Source organism: Nocardioides sp., assembly GCF_036267815.1.
In the GTDB taxonomy this organism is placed as follows: domain Bacteria; phylum Actinomycetota; class Actinomycetes; order Propionibacteriales; family Nocardioidaceae; genus Nocardioides.
Map to the genome: position 1 here is coordinate 94,829 of NZ_DATAVI010000039.1, position 16,053 is coordinate 110,881.

General features: G+C 72.6%; 16 protein-coding genes. 8 read left to right on the forward strand and 8 right to left on the reverse strand.

Going from position 1 to position 16,053, the window contains the following annotated elements:
- The first annotated feature begins 3 nt into the window (after nt 1–3).
- Both VHW64_RS08165 and VHW64_RS08170 read left to right on the forward strand, forming a co-directional pair.
- Nucleotides 4–483, forward strand: coding sequence for a YbaK/EbsC family protein (locus tag VHW64_RS08165; RefSeq protein ID WP_329650032.1), 480 nt, complete (start codon nt 4–6; stop codon nt 481–483).
- A 57-nt stretch (nt 484–540) separates the two neighbouring features.
- Nucleotides 541–1,851, forward strand: a complete 1,311-nt coding sequence (locus VHW64_RS08170; RefSeq protein ID WP_329650033.1) for a phytoene desaturase family protein — start codon at nt 541–543, stop codon at nt 1,849–1,851.
- Between the two features lie 11 nt (nt 1,852–1,862).
- Here the strand turns inward: VHW64_RS08170 and VHW64_RS08175 are convergent, their stop codons facing one another.
- Both VHW64_RS08175 and VHW64_RS08180 read right to left on the reverse strand, forming a co-directional pair.
- Nucleotides 1,863–2,078, reverse strand: a complete 216-nt coding sequence (locus tag VHW64_RS08175) for a hypothetical protein (protein ID WP_329650034.1) — start codon at nt 2,076–2,078, stop codon at nt 1,863–1,865.
- Between the two features lie 37 nt (nt 2,079–2,115).
- Complete coding sequence (locus tag VHW64_RS08180) at nt 2,116–2,997, reverse strand: methylenetetrahydrofolate reductase (protein ID WP_329650035.1); 882 nt, start codon at nt 2,995–2,997, stop codon at nt 2,116–2,118.
- 102 nt (nt 2,998–3,099) lie between these two features.
- On the opposite strand from VHW64_RS08180, the gene VHW64_RS08185 reads away from it, so the two are divergent.
- Nucleotides 3,100–4,179 (forward strand): polyprenyl synthetase family protein, encoded by a 1,080-nt coding sequence (locus VHW64_RS08185; RefSeq protein WP_329650036.1) that lies wholly within the window; start codon nt 3,100–3,102, stop codon nt 4,177–4,179.
- Nucleotides 4,180–4,216: 37 nt separating this feature from the next.
- On the opposite strand, the gene VHW64_RS08190 is transcribed toward VHW64_RS08185, so the two are convergent.
- From VHW64_RS08190 to VHW64_RS08200, 3 genes are read right to left on the reverse strand one after another with little or no spacing between them, the layout of a single operon-like run.
- Entirely contained in the window at nt 4,217–4,651 is a 435-nt protein-coding gene (locus VHW64_RS08190; protein WP_329650037.1) for a barstar family protein, read from the reverse strand.
- Nucleotides 4,652–4,664: 13 nt separating this feature from the next.
- Nucleotides 4,665–5,093 carry a ribonuclease domain-containing protein gene (locus tag VHW64_RS08195; RefSeq protein WP_329650038.1) on the reverse strand — a complete coding sequence of 143 codons (429 nt, stop codon included), beginning with the start codon at nt 5,091–5,093 and terminating at the stop codon, nt 4,665–4,667.
- Nucleotides 5,071–5,439, reverse strand: coding sequence for an Rv2175c family DNA-binding protein (locus VHW64_RS08200; RefSeq protein WP_329650039.1), 369 nt, complete (start codon nt 5,437–5,439; stop codon nt 5,071–5,073). Before VHW64_RS08200 ends, VHW64_RS08195 begins: the two co-directional genes overlap by 23 nt.
- Nucleotides 5,440–5,585: 146 nt before the next feature.
- Here VHW64_RS08200 and pknB point away from each other — a divergent pair, with 146 nt between their 5' ends.
- The 3 genes from pknB to VHW64_RS08215 all read left to right on the forward strand — a co-directional run bounded on the left by pknB (nt 5,586) and on the right by VHW64_RS08215 (nt 9,678).
- Nucleotides 5,586–7,670 (forward strand): Stk1 family PASTA domain-containing Ser/Thr kinase, encoded by a 2,085-nt coding sequence (pknB, locus tag VHW64_RS08205; protein WP_329650040.1) that lies wholly within the window; start codon nt 5,586–5,588, stop codon nt 7,668–7,670.
- 86 nt (nt 7,671–7,756) lie between these two features.
- On the forward strand, nt 7,757–8,650 hold the full coding sequence (locus VHW64_RS08210; RefSeq protein WP_329650041.1) for a DMT family transporter: 894 nt from the start codon (nt 7,757–7,759) through the stop codon (nt 8,648–8,650).
- A 53-nt stretch (nt 8,651–8,703) separates the two neighbouring features.
- Complete coding sequence (locus tag VHW64_RS08215) at nt 8,704–9,678, forward strand: zinc ribbon domain-containing protein (RefSeq protein ID WP_329650042.1); 975 nt, start codon at nt 8,704–8,706, stop codon at nt 9,676–9,678.
- 144 nt (nt 9,679–9,822) lie between these two features.
- Here the strand turns inward: VHW64_RS08215 and VHW64_RS08220 are convergent, their stop codons facing one another.
- On the reverse strand, nt 9,823–11,157 hold the full coding sequence (locus VHW64_RS08220) for a class II 3-deoxy-7-phosphoheptulonate synthase (RefSeq protein ID WP_329650043.1): 1,335 nt from the start codon (nt 11,155–11,157) through the stop codon (nt 9,823–9,825).
- Between the two features lie 118 nt (nt 11,158–11,275).
- On the opposite strand from VHW64_RS08220, the gene VHW64_RS08225 reads away from it, so the two are divergent.
- Together VHW64_RS08225 and VHW64_RS08230 are read left to right on the forward strand one after the other, a co-directional pair.
- Nucleotides 11,276–12,211 carry an NADP-dependent oxidoreductase gene (locus tag VHW64_RS08225; protein ID WP_329650044.1) on the forward strand — a complete coding sequence of 312 codons (936 nt, stop codon included), beginning with the start codon at nt 11,276–11,278 and terminating at the stop codon, nt 12,209–12,211.
- A 162-nt stretch (nt 12,212–12,373) separates the two neighbouring features.
- A complete protein-coding gene (locus VHW64_RS08230; protein WP_329650045.1) occupies nt 12,374–13,441 on the forward strand; it encodes a hypothetical protein in 1,068 nt (355 codons plus the stop codon).
- 133 nt (nt 13,442–13,574) lie between these two features.
- On the opposite strand, the gene VHW64_RS08235 is transcribed toward VHW64_RS08230, so the two are convergent.
- Together VHW64_RS08235 and VHW64_RS08240 are read right to left on the reverse strand one after the other, a co-directional pair.
- Complete coding sequence (locus tag VHW64_RS08235) at nt 13,575–14,603, reverse strand: 6-phosphofructokinase (protein ID WP_329650046.1); 1,029 nt, start codon at nt 14,601–14,603, stop codon at nt 13,575–13,577.
- A 112-nt stretch (nt 14,604–14,715) separates the two neighbouring features.
- The gene (locus VHW64_RS08240; protein ID WP_329650047.1) at nt 14,716–16,026 is read right to left on the reverse strand and encodes an MFS transporter; all 1,311 of its coding nucleotides are present in this window, start codon (nt 16,024–16,026) and stop codon (nt 14,716–14,718) included.
- Nucleotides 16,027–16,053: the final 27 nt, after the last annotated feature.

Genomic DNA, 16,053 nt, shown 5'->3' on the forward strand with positions numbered 1-16,053 from the left:
CGCATGAGCGCCGCCACCGAGCCCGCCGCCGTCACCAGGTTCAAGGAGGCCCACTCCGCAGCGGGAGGCACGGGCCGCGTCGTCATCCTGCCAGACAGCGTCCACACCGCCGCGCTGGCCGCGGAGGCACTCGGCTGCCCGGTCGGGGCGATCGCCAACAGCCTGCTCTTCGACACCGGCGGCCGGCCGGCTCTGATCCTGACGTCGGGAGCACACCGGGTGGACACCGCCCGGACCGCCGAGCGGATCGGGGTCGACGAGCTGTCGCGAGCCACCCCGGACTTCGTCCGGCAGCACACCGGGCAGGTCATCGGCGGCGTCTCGCCCCTGGGCCACCCCGCACCGGTCCCGGCCTGGCTCGACGTCGACCTGCGTCAGTACGCCGAGATCTGGGCTGCGGCCGGGCACCCGGCCGCGGTCTTCGCCACGACGTACGACGAGTTGCTGCGGATGACCGGAGCTACTGAGGTCGTCGTGACCTGAGCGCTGCCTCGTGCTCGGGCCGGCTGCTGGGTTCGTCTGCCCCGTAGGCTCCGCGCCATGTCGCGGGTCGTGGTGGTGGGGGGCGGCTTCGGGGGGCTTGCGAGTGCGCTGCGGCTGGCGAAGCTGGGGCACGACGTCACGATCGTCGACCAGCACGATCTCGGCGGCGCCCTGCTGCCGGTGCGCGGCGACGAGGGGTTCGTGTGGGACACCGTGTCCCACACGCTGCTGCCGGCCGTGGTTCGCGACCTGTTCCGCAAGACCGGACGCCCGCTGGAGAAGGAGCTGGAGCTGGTCCAGCTGGACTGTCTTCGCGAGCACTGGTTCGCCGACGGGAGCTCGCTGGTGCTTCCCACCGGTCGCAGCGCCCAGCACGACGCCTTCGAGTCACTGGGGCAGGGGCTCGGGAGGGCCTGGGTCGACCACGTGGCGTCCTTCGCCGACGACTGGGACGTGATCAGGCGCGGGTACGCCGAGGTGCCCTGGGACCCCGAGCAGCTCCCCCGCGACCTCGCCTCCCGCCTGGACTCGCGCGAGACGCTCGCCCGGCGGCTCCGCGGGAGGTTTCGCGACGTTCGACCCCGGCTCGTCGCCGGTCAGGCGTTCACCATGGACGGGCACGCCCTGCGCGACGTGCCCGCCTGGGCAGGCCTGTCGGCCTACCTCGAGCAGCGGTTCGGTGCCTGGGCGGTCACCGGAGGTGCCGGTGCGCTGCTGGGGTCGCTGGTCCGCCGGCTCGACACCCGCCATGTCGCGGTCGTCCGCGCGCGGGTGCGCGACGTCGTACTCCGACAGGGTCGCGCCGCGGGACTCCGCACCTCCGAGGGCGACCTCGACGCGGACGTGGTCGTGTGTGCCGTCGACCCACGGTCGCTGCCCGCCCTGGCCCCCCTGGTACGCCGCACCAGTCCCGCGATCCCGCCCGCGGCGTCGTACGTCGGGTTGGTGGGCGACGTCCCCGACGTCCCCCACGAGCTGGTGGTGCACGGGGAGACGACGCTGGTCGTCCGCACGCTCGGAAGTGCCCCGCCCGGCGGGCACGCCTGGACGGTCCTGAGCCGCGGCCGCCGAGACGAGGACCCGCTGACGGCGCTGGCCCGGCACGGGCTCGACGTGCGTGAGCAGGTCGTCGCCCGGGTGGACCTGTCCCCCCGTGAGCTGGTCGAGCGCTGGGGCGGCACCCCCCTGGGCGTGAGCTGGCGCGGGCGCCGTACCGTCCGGGAGCGGCTCGGTCCCCGCACGCCCGTGCCCGGCGTGTACGCCGCGGGGGCCCACGCCACACCCGGCTCCGGCCTGCCCTACGTCGGGCTGTCCGCCGCGCTCGTCGCCGAGGTCGTGGGTCGCGCGGAGCGCCGCCCCACAGGCTAGGGAAGCGCTGATCAGTCCCGCCTGCTGTGCGCCGCGATGCGCGCACGCTGGCTGCGTTGCAGCCGCTCGTCGTGCGCCCCCGTCGAGGCGACCTGGCGTGCCGCGCCGGCCGCGCCGCCGAGCGCCTCGGCGACCCCGGCGGCCCGATGCACGGCCGCGACCCGGAGCACCGCGGAGTCGGGGACGGCGCGCGCCTCGCCCTGGCCGGTGACCGTCACGGTGCGCATGACGCCATGCTGCCCGAGGGACCAGGCCCTCGCGAGGTCAGACGGGGACGGGCAGGGCCGCGAAGATCTCGCGCGTCGCCGTGGAGCGGTTGAGGGTGTAGAAGTGCAGGCCGGGCGCACCGGCCTCCAGGAGCCGCTCGCACAGCTCGGTGGCGATCCGGATGCCCTCGGCCCGCAGCGCTGCCGGGTCGTCCTCGAGGGGACGGATGCGGTCGAGGATCTCGGTGGGCATCTCACGACCCGACAGCCGCACCATCGCCCGCATGGAGCCCAGCCCCAGGATCGGCATGATGCCCGGGACGATCGGCAGGTTGGCGCCGACGCTGGCCGCGCGGCCGACCAGGCCGGTGTAGTCGGAGACCCGCAGGACCATCTCGGTGATCGCGAAGGCCGCGCCCGCGTCGTACTTCGCCTTGAGCACCTGCGCGTCGTGCTCCAGGCTCGGCGCGTCGCGATGCCCCTCGGGGAAGGCCGCGACGCCGACCGTCAACCCCTGGTCACGCACGAAGGCGACCAGGTCCGCGGCGTACTCCAGCCCGCCCGGCGTCGGCGCCCACGGCGTGCCGGGCCCCCCGGGCGGGTCGCCGCGCAGGGCAAGGACGTTGTGGATGCCGGCTCGGCGCAGGTCCTCGACGACCCCACCGAGCTCCTCGGTGGTGTGACCGACACAGGTGAGGTGGGCCATCGGCAGCATCGAGGTCTGCGCCGCGATCCGCCGGGTGATCGCGACAGTGCGCTCCCGGGTCGTGCCGCCTGCGCCGTACGTCACCGAGACGAACGTCGGGTGCAGGGACTCCAGCTCGCTGATCGAGCGCCACAGGACCTCCTCGCCCTCGGCATCCTTGGGCGGGAAGAACTCGAAGGAGAACGAGCGTCCTCCCTCGCGTAGGAGCTGTCCGATGTCCGAGACGTCGAGCATGCGTGGAGTCTAGGTAGGCGGGAGCCGGCGCGGTATCCGGTCCGCGTGCTGGCGCGGGGCCACTGGTCCTCCGTCGCCGACCACCCCCATTAGGCTTCGATCGTGAGCGACGAGGCGTGGGACCAGGCCGGGTTCCGCACGCGGATCCAGGACGCGCTCGACCACTTCCTCGACGAGCAGGCGACCCGGCTGGCTCCCCTCGGTGACGACGCGTCGCGGCTGCTGTCCGAGGCGCGGGCGTCGGTGTCCGGCGGGAAGCGGTTCCGGGCGGCGTTCTGCTACTGGGGCTTCCGGGCGGTGGTCGGCCCGGAGGTCGACGAGCCCGACGAGACCGCTCTGCTCCGTGCGTGCGCGGCTCTGGAGCTGCTGCACGCTAGCGCCCTGGCCCACGACGACTACATGGACGCCTCCGACACGCGCCGAGGCCGGCCCGCGACTCACCGCGGCTTCGCCGCCGAGCACCGCCGCGACGGCTGGCGCGGCGACCCCGAGCGGTACGGCGCGGCGGCCGCCATCCTGCTCGGCGACCTGCTGCTGAGCTGGACCGACGAGCTGCTGCGACGCTGCGGCCTTCCGCTGGCGCGCGTGGCGGCCGCACTGGAGCTGCTGGACCGGTGTCGCTCGGAGGTGATCACCGGCCAGTTCCTCGACGTCTCGGTGCAGGCCCGCGGATCGGCCGACGTGGATGCCGCGATGACGGTCCTGCGCTACAAGTCCGCGAAGTACTCCATCGAGCGCCCCCTGCACATCGGTGCGGCCCTCGCCGGGGCCTCCGAGGACCAGCTGCGGCAGCTCAGCGCTTTCGGCCTGCCGCTGGGCGAGGCCTTCCAGCTGCGCGACGACCTGCTCGGGGTCTTCGGCGATCCCTCGACGACCGGCAAGCCCGCCGGCGACGACCTGGTCGAGGGCAAGCGGACCGTGCTGGTGGCGCTCACGCTCGACGCAGCCGGTGCCGAGGACGCCGCACGAGTGGATGCCGCGCTGGGCAGCGACCTGTCGGCAGACGAGGTCGCCGAGCTGCGGCGGATCATCGACGAGTCAGGCGCCCGTGAGCAGGTCGAGGCCGTGATCGGAGAGCTCTCCACGACCGCCACCGACTCGCTCACCCGCGCGGACCTCGACCCCGCCGCTCGCGCGGTGCTCCTCAAGCTGGCCACCGCGGTCACCGTTCGCGCGGTCTAGCCGCCGAGGTGGGAGGACTGGCCTGCCACCTCGGCGGTCAATCGAGGGAGGGGATGTCCTCGGCGTCGGGACCGTCGCCGCGCAGCAGGACGGCGAAGCGGCCGCCCTTGTCGGCGTTGACGCGGCCGCCGAGCACCGAGAGGGCGACCGAGAACGCGCGACGGTCCTCGCGCGCCAGCGGGCCCCAGCCGTCCCAGAGCAGGACCCAGCCCTCGCTGTCGCCGGCGGTGACGTCGCCGAGGCAGTCGGCCAGCGCGTCGAAGTTCTGCCCATAGTGGTCGGGGAACTCCAGCGCCTCGCCCAAGGCGGCCAGGAACTCCACCTTGGAGGTGTGATGCCAGCCGTCGACCTCGGCGAACCGCCAGCCGGCATGCTCGACGGTGCGGCGCACATCGGCGACGGGGAAGTGCCCGTGCCATCGGTAGATCCCCGGCTCGGCGTGGTGCGCCAGCAGCCCGGCAAGTCCGCTCACGCGGCACATCCCCTCATGGAGAGATCCTCTCGAACGTTCGGTAGTGGTCCTGCGTCCAGTACAGCTCGCCCCCGGCGCCCCTGATGATCCGCCGGGCGCCGCGGTCACTCGCACCGGGGGTGGGCACGGTGTACTCGTGGTAATAGCCCGAGGCCTCCGCCGGGAGCAACCCCTCGTAGTTGTGGAAGACGATGCCGTCCCCGGAGTACGGGAAGGGTCCACCGGCGTGGATCAGAGCGACGGTCTGCGTCGCCTGGGCAGGCAGGTCGGCGAGCGCGACCTGGGGCAGGTCGGCGGGATCGGCGTCTCCTGACCGGCCGCCACCGGAGAATCCCCCGGAGTTCAACGCCCAGGTCAGCAGCGCGACCGCGAGGACGGCGCCCAGTCCGAGCCACAGCCGCCCGCGGGCCGGCGTCGGCTCAGAAGCCCAGGGCCTGCGCACGCCGCTTGGCCTCGGAGCCGCGGTTCTCGCGCAGCGCGTCGATCGGGCGCCCGGGCAGCCCGGCATCGGTGAACAGCCACGCGATGCACTCCCGGTCGTCGTACCCACCGTCGTGCAGCACCGTCAGCAGGCCGGGCAGGCCCTTGACCACGAGCCCGTCGGCGTCGACGAACGCCGCGGGGACCCGCGGGCCGAGACCCGCGCGGGGCACCGCGTCGGCCAGCTCGTGGGCACGGACCATGGTGCGCACCTTGGCCGGGGTGACCCCGAGCAGGGCGGCGACCTCGGTCCACTCGAGCCACTCGTCGACGAGCAGCGAGAGGTCGGCGTCGGCCAGCGAGCTCATGCGTCCCACTCTGGCACGAGGCCGGCGAGAGCGCGCCCGCGGGATCCGGCGGCGCGCCGGTAGGCGGTGAGTGGGGGCAACCGCACCAAGGTCCGTAGGATGGTCCGGCCGGGTCACTTCCCCGACCGGGTGGCTGGAGGGTCGACGTGGAGGCAGGTACGCGCGCCCACGCGGGCGCGGCTGTCGTCGACCCCGTGACCGGCCAGCTGCTCGACGGCCGCTACCGCGTCGGACGCCGGATCGCCCGGGGCGGGATGGCCACCGTCTACGAGGCCCTCGACACCCGGCTCGACCGGGTCTGCGCCGTCAAGATCATGCACACCGCCCTGGGCGGCGACACGTCGTTCGCCGAGCGGTTCAAGCGCGAGGCCCGCGCCGCGGCCAGGCTGAGCCACCCCAACGTCGTCAACGTCTTCGACCAGGGCGACGACCCTCGCGTGGACGGCGGCACTGTGTACCTCGTCATGGAGCTGGTCCCCGGCCACACGCTGCGCGACGTGATCCGCGACCAGGCGCCGATGGCCCCGGCCCGAGCCCTCGCGCTGATGGAGCCGATCGTCTCGGCGCTGGCCGCGGCGCACCGCTCCGGCCTGATCCATCGCGACATCAAGCCGGAGAACGTCCTGATCGCCGACGACTCCGCCGGTGGCCGGGTCAAGGTCGCCGACTTCGGGCTGGCCAAGGCCGTCAGCGCCGACACCCAGCACACCGCCACCGGCGGGGTGATCATCGGCACCGTCTCCTACCTCGCGCCCGAGCTCGTCGTCGACGGCACGAGCGACGCACGTGCCGACGTCTACGCCGCCGGCGTCGTCCTGTACGAGCTGCTGACCGGCGAGAAGCCGCACGCCGGGGAGTCGCCGATCGCGGTCGCCTACAAGCACGTCCACGAGGACGTCCCACCGCCGTCTCGCCTGGCACCCGGAGTGCCCGCGTACCTCGACGCGCTGGTCGCCCGCGCCACCGCACGCGACCGCGCGCAGCGTCCGGCGGACGCCGGCGTCCTGCTCCACCAGCTGCACCGGGTCTCCCAGGCGCTGGCCGGGGGCGTGTGGGACGACGCGGAGCTCACCGCGGATCTCGCGCTGCCACCCCGAGCGGCGGCCGCCGAGCCGTTCGACCAGCCGTTCGACGAGCCGCCCGACCAGCCGTCCGACACCGGCCCCCGGGAGACCGACGCGTTCGCGATCCTGCCGTTCGACTCGGGCACCGGCTCTGACCGGGCCGACACCTCCCCCCGCATCCTGGAGCCGCGGCAGCTGGCCCAGGCGGTCGGCCTCGACCGGCAGCCGCCAGGAGACCGGCCGATCCGGCCGGCGCCCGCGCCCAGGCGTCCGCGTCGCTCGCGCCGCGGCCCCGTGCTGCTGGCGGTCGCGCTGGCGATCGCCCTGGCAGCGGGCCTCGGCGCCTACTGGTTCGGCTGGGCCCGCTACACCGCGACGCCCGGGCTCATCGGCCTCACCCAGAAGGTCGCCGTCGACCGGCTCGAGCACGACGGGCTCCATATCCGGGTGGGCGACCCGTCGTACTCCGAGGACGTCCCGAGGGGCCGCGTGGTCGCCACCGACCCCTCCCCCGGCGCGAAGATCCTCGACCACGGCACCGTGACCCTGACCATGTCCATGGGCAAGGAGCGCTTCGCCGTCCCCAACCTCGCGCGGATGACGGTCGACCAGGCGCAGGACGCGCTGCGCTCCCACCACCTCGCCTATGGACGCTCGATCCTGCGCTACGACGAGTCGGCCCCGAAGGGCACAGTGCTGCACACCACCCCGGCGAAGGGCACCAGGGAGCCCACCGGCTTCCAGGTCGACCTGGTCGTGAGCAAGGGCCCGCAGCCGATCCACATCCGCAACTGGACCGGCGCCAGCGCCGAGCGGGCCATCAAGGCGCTCCAGGCCCGGCAGCTCCAGGTGGACACCAGCGACCACGAGTACTCGACCGTGGTGCCCGCGGGGCACGTCATCTCTCAGCACCCGGTCGAGAAGGTGCTCCACCGCGGCGACACGGTCTCGTTGGTGGTCTCCAAGGGCCCGCAGCTCGTGCAGATCCCCGACAACCTGCGAGGCATGGGGGTCGGCGACGCCAAGAGCGAGCTGGAGGGGCTCGGCTTCCACGTTCGCAAGGAGCACGCCCGCGTCTACCTCGGGCTGGGGTACGTCGCGTGGTCCGACCCGAGCCCGGGCTCGATGGCCCCCATCGGGAGCACGATCATCCTCAGGGTCGTCTGACCGCACACTGACCCGCGCTGACCCCGGGCCGATCGCACCTTGGGCCTGCACGGCGTACGCCACGGGGAGGCGGATAGCGTTCCGTGGTGACCGAGTCCCGCCGGCTGACGCTGCTCGCGACCGCGGCGCTGCTGGCGGTCACGGCCTCTTGGGGCTCGACGTTCTTCATGATCCACGACCTGCTCACGCGGGTGCCGACCCTGGACTTCCTCGCCGTCCGCTTCACGATCGCGAGCCTGACCCTGGTGCTGCTGGCACCCAAGGCCCTCGGCCGCCTCACTCGGGAGTCGCGCCGCCAAGCCGTCGTGCTCGGATGCGTCTACGGGCTCGCGCAGATCCTCCAGACCGTGGGCCTGGGGCGCACCCCGGCCAGCGTGTCGGGGTTCATCACCGGCATGTACGTCGTGGCCACCCCGGTCTTCGCGGCCCTCATCCTGCGCTCGCGCGTCGGCGCACTCACCTGGCTGGCGGTCCTGGTGGCGATGGCCGGGCTCGGGGTGCTGACCCTCAGCGGTCTGTCCGTCGGGTACGGCGAGGCGCTGATCTTCGTGGCAGCGATGCTCTACGCACTCCACATCGTCGGACTGGGCGCCTGGTCCGAACCCGGGCAGGCGCTCGGGATGGCGATCGTGCAGCTGATCGTGATTGCCGTCATCTGCCTGGCCTGCACCGCACCGAACGGCCTGGTCCTGCCGCACCGGCCCACGGACTGGCTGAGCGTGCTGTACATGGCGATCGTCGCCGGCGCCGGCGCGATGATCGGCCAGACCTGGGCCCAGGCGCACCTCTCGGCCACCCGGGCGGCGATCATCATGAGCATGGAGCCGGTCTTCGCCGCCCTGTTCGCCGTGCTGTTCGGCGGCGAGACCGCGACGACGCGGATGCTGGCAGGCGGCGTGCTCGTGCTCGCGGCCATGGTGCTGGCCGAGCTGGCACCGCGTCGCCGGATCGAGGGCGAGGTCACGCACCTCGCGGTGTAGCAGGTCGGTCTCGACTCGACGCGGCCCGGCGTGCGTGGCCTAGATTTGCGCCCATGGACGGCCAGACTGAGCGGTGCGCCCAGTGTGGGACTCCCTCCGTCAGCGGCGGCCGCTTCTGCACCAACTGCGGAGCCCAGCTCGGCACCGAGCCCACCAACCCCCGAGTCGTGCCACTGGCCACCGACACCGCCGAGCGCGTCTACGACGTCTCGGCGCCGGCCTACGCCGTGGCGCAGCCGAGTGCGGCGCCGTCCCCGGGACCGGCGCCGAGCGGCGCGGCGTACCAGCCGCCGGCGCGGCACTCGCACCGCGCGGGACCCGGTCTGTGGATCGCCGCCGCCGCCGCGCTAGTCGTCGTGCTGGTCGCCGGGGGCTTCCTGCTCCTGCACGGGGGTGGCGACACGGGAGGTGCCGCGTCCAGCGCGCCGATCGTGCGCCGCCACCACTCGCCCGGCCCCTCGTCCGACACGTCGGCCGGGTCGGGCTCGCCGTCGTCCACGAGCTCGTCGTCGACCACGCCGTCGACGACGGTGAAGGGTCCACCCACGAACGTCGCGGGCCTGGCTCGGGCCTCCGCTCCGCGGCACGCTCCGGCCGGCGTCGACTTCGCCGGACGGCCGGTCACCTACGTCGCCGAGAACATGGTCGACGGCCGCAACGACACCTGTTGGCGCACCCCGGGAGCCGCGACGGGCACACTGCTCACCTTCCGGCTCGACCAGCCGACCCGCCTGCTCCGAGTCGGACTGGTGAACGGCTACTCCAAGATCGCCTACTCGGGCGGCAGGTCCTTCGACTGGTATCACGGCAACCGGCGCGTGCTGTCGGTGCAGTGGGTGTTCGACGACGGCAGCAGCGTCACCCAGCACCTGGGGTTCGACCGCGACCTTCAGCAGACCCCGATCAAGCCGGTCACGACCCAGACGGTCCGGCTCCGCATCCTCTCGGTCTCCGCCCCCGGGAAGGGCCGAGCGGCCCGCAACGACACCGCGATCAGCGAGGTGTTCCTGCTCGGCAAAGCAGGCTGAGCAAAGGCCGCCTCGTTGAGTGGCGACTTTCAACCGGTTGAGTGGCGACTTTCCGCCGCGGTGTCAACAGAGACCCGCATCTCAACCGGTTGAAATGCACCACTCAACGGGTTGGAAGTCGCCACTCAACGGGGGAACGCGGGGCTACGCCGTACGCAGCATCTCGGCGACCAGGAAGGACAGCTCCAGGGACTGGACGCGGTTGAGCCTGGGGTCACAGACCGACTCGTAGCGGGAGTTGAGGTCGACCTCGGTGACCTCCTCGCCGCCGCCGACGCACTCGGTGACATCGTCGCCGGTGAGCTCGACGTGGATGCCGCCCGGCCACGTACCGAGTGACCGATGGACGTCGAAGAAGCCCTGGACCTCGCCGATCACGTCGTCGAACCGGCGCGTCTTGTGGCCGGTGGAGGACTCGAAGGTGTTGCCGTGCATCGGGTCGCATACCCAAGCCACCTCCAGCCCGGCCGCGGTGACCTTCTCCACCAGAGCCGGCAGCGCCTGCGTGATCCGGCCCGCGCCCATCCGGGTGATGAAGGTCAGGCGCCCGGCGACGTTGTCGGGGTTGAGCCGAGCCGCCAGGGCGATCAGGTCGTCGGCGCTCGAGCGGGGGCCCACCTTGACCCCGATCGGGTTGTGCACCCGGCTGAGCAGCTCGACGTGTGCGCCTTGCAGGTCGTTCGTGCGCTCGCCGATCCACACGAAATGACCCGACACGTCGTAAGGGTTGCCGGTGCGGCTGTCGATACGGGTCAGCGCGTGCTCGTACTCCAAGATCAGCGCCTCGTGACAGGTGTGGAAGTCGACCCGGTGGAACTCGTCGGGGTCGGCGCCGATCGCGGCCATGAAGCGCATGGCCCGGTCGATCTCGTCGGCGACCTTCTCGTAGCGCTTGCCGACCGGCGAGTTCGACACGAAGTCGGTGTTCCAGGTGTGGACCTGCCGCAGGTCGGCGTAGCCGCCGGTGACGAAGGCGCGCACGAGGTTCAGCGTCGAGGCGCTGGAGTGGTAGGCCTCGATCAGTCGCTGCGGGTCGGGACGGCGCGCCTCGGCGGTGAAGTCGAAGCCGTTGACGGCGTCGCCGCGGTAGGCCGGAAGGGTCAGGCCCTCGCGTGTCTCGAGGTCGGAGGAGCGCGGCTTCGCATACTGGCCGGCGAGGCGGCCCAGCTTCACCACGGGCACGGAGGCGGCGTAGGTGAGCACGACGGCCATCTGGAGCAGGACCCGCAGCTTGTTGCGGACGTTGTCGGCGGTCGAGCCCACGAACGTCTCGGCGCAGTCGCCGCCCTGGAGCAGGAACGCCCTGCCGTGCGCGACGTCGCCGAGCTTGGCCTGGAGCTCGTCGCACTCCCCCGCGAAGACCAGCGGCGGCAGGGTGCGCAGCCGCGCGACCGCGGCGTCGACGGCGGCCGGGTCGTCGTACGCCGGCTGCTGCGACGCGCCGAGGGCGTGCAGCGACTCCAGGTCGGGGATGGTCACCGCACCAGGGTACGGCGCGCCACGCCGCCCCCTCGCACCGACGACGCCACCCGGACAGCCGTGGCCTCGTCGGCCTGGTCGCGACGAGCGCCTCCGCTGGCGGGCTACGTTGACGTCCATGAGCCTGCGGAGCCGTCGTGTCGTCGCTGCCGGGTACGGCGGCCCGGAGAATCTTCGAGTCGACGACGTCGAGGTGCCCGACCCGGGGCCCGGCCAGGCTCGGGTATCGGTGCGCTCGGCGGGAGTCAATCCGGCGGACGTCAAGAGCTACCGCAACGACGGCGACCCCTCACGCCTGCCGCTGCCACTGGGCTACGAGGCCGCGGGGGTCGTGACCGGGGTGGGCCCCGGGGCATCGGCGTCGGTGGGCGACGAGGTCATCGTGTTCCGGGCCAGCGGCGCCTACGCCGGCGACCTCGTCGTCGACGACACGACGCTCACCCGCAAGCCGCCCGCTCTGGGCTGGCCCGAGGCCGGCGGGCTGATGCTGGCCGGCGCCACCGCGACGCACACGCTCGTCGCGACCGGCGTCGCGGCCGGCGACACCGTGCTCGTGCACGGTGCCTCCGGCGGCGTCGGACTGGCCGCCGTCCAACTGGCAGGACTGCGGGGGGCCCGGGTCGTCGCCACGGCCAGCGCGCGCCAGCACGCTCTGTTGCGCGAGCTGGGAGCGGAGCCGGTGGAGTACGGCGCGGGCCTGGCTGACCGGGTGCGCGCCATCGCGCCCGACGGCATCGACGCCGCCGTCGACCTGGTCGGCACCGACGAGGCGATGGACGTCTCGCTGGAGCTGGTCGCCGACCGGGCTCGGATCGCCACGATCGCGAACTTCGCACGCGGCCCGCGCGAGGGCGTCCGGCTGCTCGGCGGAGGCCCCGGCGCCGACCCTGGCAACGACATCCGAGATGCCGCACGCGCGGACCTTGCCGCCCTCGCCGGGGCCGGCACGCTCCGCGTCATGGTCTCCGCGACGTATCCCCTCGCGGAGGCCGCCGAGGCCCATCGCCAGATCGCCACCGGACACACCACCGGCAAGCTCGTCCTGCTCCCCTGATCCTGCACCTGCTCCTTCCCTCCCCTGAAGGTTGGGGTAGTCCCTGACAGAAATGTCGTCGCCGCCACCGTTTCGCGACACTTCTGTCAGGGACTACCCCGCTGTCGGGGGCCTTGTGGAGAGCGCCAGCGAGGAACGCCGTGGGCCCGAGAGCATGGGCACATGCCGACCTCGGAGCCCGGGCCTCGTCCGCTGGGTCTGCCGGACGACCTCACCTGGCCGGTGCGGCTCGCTCGAAACGGCGTCGGCGGCGGCCCGACGCCGGCTCAGGCCAGTGGGCCGAAGTGGCGCCGCAGCAGTCACGGGCTCTACGTCCCGGCGGACGTCCAGGTCACCACCGAACAGCGGATCGTCGAGGCCGCTGCGGCACTCCCCACCTACGGCGGCGTCTCCGGCTGGGCTGCTCTGCGGTGGCTCGGCGGCGTCTGGTTCGAGGGCCTCCGGCGCGGCGGGCGTGAACGGCGACCGGTCACCTTGGCGGTGGCCGACCGCTCGATCCGTTCGCAGCTTCGCCACGGCATCGCGACCAGCGAGGAACGCATGGACCCGACGGAGCTGACGGCGTACCGAGGTCTGCGGGTGACCACGCCGCTCAGGTCGTTGTTCTTCGAGATGCGATACGCCGCGTCGGACACCGAAGCGGTCCAGGCCGCCGACATGGCGGCGTACTCCGACCTGGTCTCCGCGAGCGAGCTGCGCGCCTTCATCCGGGTGAACGCCGGCTGGACCGGAATGGAGCGATCGCGACTGGCGGCATCGGAGATGGAGGAGAACGCGTGGTCGCCGACCGAGGTGGCGATGCGCGGGGTGTGGCGCAAGGAGGCGGGTCTGCCTCGCCCCCTCTGCAACCATCCGGTCTTCGACCGCGCCGGGAACCATGTCGGCACACCCGATCTCATCGATCCAGGTTCCGGCGTCGTCGGTGAGTACAGCGGTGCCGTTCACTTGTCGGGCGCCCAGCGCTCCAGAGATGTCGTGCGGGAGGCCCGCTTCCGGGCCGTCGGTCTCGAGACGGTCGAGATGCTAGCCGGAGATCTTGTGGACCCGTTCTCCTTCTTGGCTCGGCTCCGTCAGGCCTACGCGCGCGCCGAGAGACAGGCCGCCTTCGACCGGAGATGGACCCTCGCGCTGCCCTCCTGGTGGATCCCGACCTTCACCGTCGAGCAGCGCAGGCGCTTGACCGAGAGCCAGCGTCAGCGACTCCTCCGCTACCGGCATCGCGCGAGCTGAGACCAGCGGCCCCTCTACGAGGCGGCCCTGCGGGGGGTAGTCCCTGACAGAAACGTCGTCGGACGAGCCCGCTCAGGACACTTCTGTCAGGGACTACCTGTCTGGGTCAGGGGCGACCGGGGGCGAGGGAGGGTCAGCCGAAGAAGACCTCCGCCTCGGCGTACTCGGCGGGGCTGACCAGCTTGAGCTCGCCGGTGCCCTCGATGAGCGGGACGCGGACGATGTCGGCGCCGCGGAGGGCGACCATCGTGCCGAACGCCTGCTCGGCGACCGCGTCGATGGCGTGCAGGCCGAAGCGGGTCGCCAGCCAGCGGTCGAACGCCGAGGGCGTGCCGCCGCGCTGGACGTGACCCAGGACCACGGCGCGGGCCTCCGCGCCGGTGCGCTGCTCGATCTCGGCGGCGACGCGGTCACCGATCCCACCCAGCCGCACGTGCCCGAACGAGTCGACCTCGCCGGAGACCAGTGACATGTCGCCGCCCTCGCGCGGTACGGCGCCCTCGGCCACGACGATGATCGGCGCGTACTGCGTCTCGAAGCGCTTGCGGACCAGCTCGCAGACCTCGTCGATGTCGAACGGCACCTCGGGGATGAGCACGACGTTCGCCCCCCCGGACATGCCGGCGTGCAGCGCGATCCAGCCGGCGTGGCGCCCCATCACCTCCACGACCAGCGCCCGGTGGTGCGACTCGGCCGTCGTGTGGAGCCGGTCGATGGCCTCGCTGGCGATGTTGACCGCGGTGTCGAAGCCGAAGGTGAAGTCGGTCCCCGACAGGTCGTTGTCGATCGTCTTGGGCACGCCGACGACCTGCACACCGAGGTCGGCCAGCTTGGTGGCGACACCGAGGGTGTCCTCACCGCCGATCGCGACCAGCGCGTCGACCCCGGCCCCGGCGAGGTTGTCCTTGATCCGCTCCACGCCCCCCTCGATCTTGAAGGGGTTGGTGCGGCTCGACCCGAGGATGGTGCCGCCGCGCGGCAGGATCCCGCGCACCTGGGCGATCCCGAGCTCCATCGTCAGCCCCTCCAGCGGCCCCTTCCACCCGTCGCGGAACCCGACGAACTCGAAGCCGTGCACCGCGACGCCCTTGCGGACCACCGCGCGAATCACCGCGTTCAACCCCGGGCAGTCGCCTCCGCCGGTGAGCACTCCGATCCGCATGCTGACTCCTGACCTCCACGTCGACCCTGCGAGTCCACCCTGCGAGCCGACCCTGGGACGTTGGATCGTTACAAGGGCAGCCGTCAGCCTAGGGGTCGGGTGGACGGCAGCGTCAACCGTCCGGGTCGCGGGCCAAGGGGAGAGTTCGCGCGGGGTCCGGCGGAACTGCCTCGATGGCGGTCTCCGGCTCGGCGAGGTTGGTCACCGGACGACGTACCTGCGGCATCCGGCGCGCCAGGACCTCGATCAGCAGCAGCCACAGCAGGCAGACCAGGGCCGGGCCGCCCCAGGCGGCCAGCGGGCCGAGGTCGAGCAGCCAGGAGTAGAGCAAGGGGGCCACGGCCGCCGACGCGCTCCACGCCAGCTGGGTGGCCGCCATGTAGCGGCCGCGCTGGTCGGGCGGCGGCGTCTCGGCCGACAGGGCCGCGACGACCGGCCCGGCGGTCATCTCGGCCAGGGTGTAGACGAGCGCCGCGACCAGCACGAGCGCGACCCCGCCGACCACCGAGAGCGCGTGCGCGACGTAGAACATCGCATACGACGCGACCGTGAAGGCCACCGCCGCCTGGAGCACCCGGCGGCGGACCGAGCCGGTCATCGCCCGGACGACGAGCCCCTGGCCGACCCCGATCATGACGGTGTTGATCACGAAGACCGTGCCCGGAGTCCAGCCAGGCAGGCCCAGGGAGTCCACGAAGTAGACCGGCATCGAGACGTTCAGCGTCATCGTGGCCAGGGCGTAGCAGAAGATCACCGCGATCAAGGTGCGGTAGCCGCGGTCGGAGAACGCGACCCAGGCGCTCCCCCGCACGCGATGGCCGGTGATGGTCGAGGAGAGGGGCCGGCCGCCGACGGCGACGCCCAGCATCAGCAGCAGGGCCACGACGTAGGAGACGGCGTTCGCGACCACGACGGACTGGTACGCCGCCCCGGAGCCGATCGTGAGCGCGACCGCCGAGAGCACGCCGCCGACGCCGTACCCGGCGTTGCGCATCGCCTGCAGGAAGCCGAACCAGAGCTCGCGCTCCCCCGAGCTGCTCACGAGCGTGACCATCGGGCCCAGGGCGCTCCAGAACGCCTGGCGCGTCACGGTCGCGCAGAAGACCAGGACGGTGACGCTCGGCAGGGAGTGGGCGAAGGGGTAGAGCAGGAAGGCCGCGGCCGCGCCCGCGTTGCCCGCCTGCATCGCGACCCTCGGGCCCCACCGGTCGACCAGCACCCCGAGATAGGGCACGACCACGAACGCCGCGGCGTTCGCGACCGTCATCGCCAGCCCGAGCCGGACCAGCGACAGCGACGTCTCGTGGAGGAAGTAGAGCAGCGACAGCGGCATCCAGATGCCACTGCCCAGCGCGTCGATCGCGAGCGCGGAGACGAAGCGGCGGTGCGCTCCCACGTCTGGGAACCCGAGTCGCTGAAGCACGACTGCATCCTCCAACTTCATGTCGGC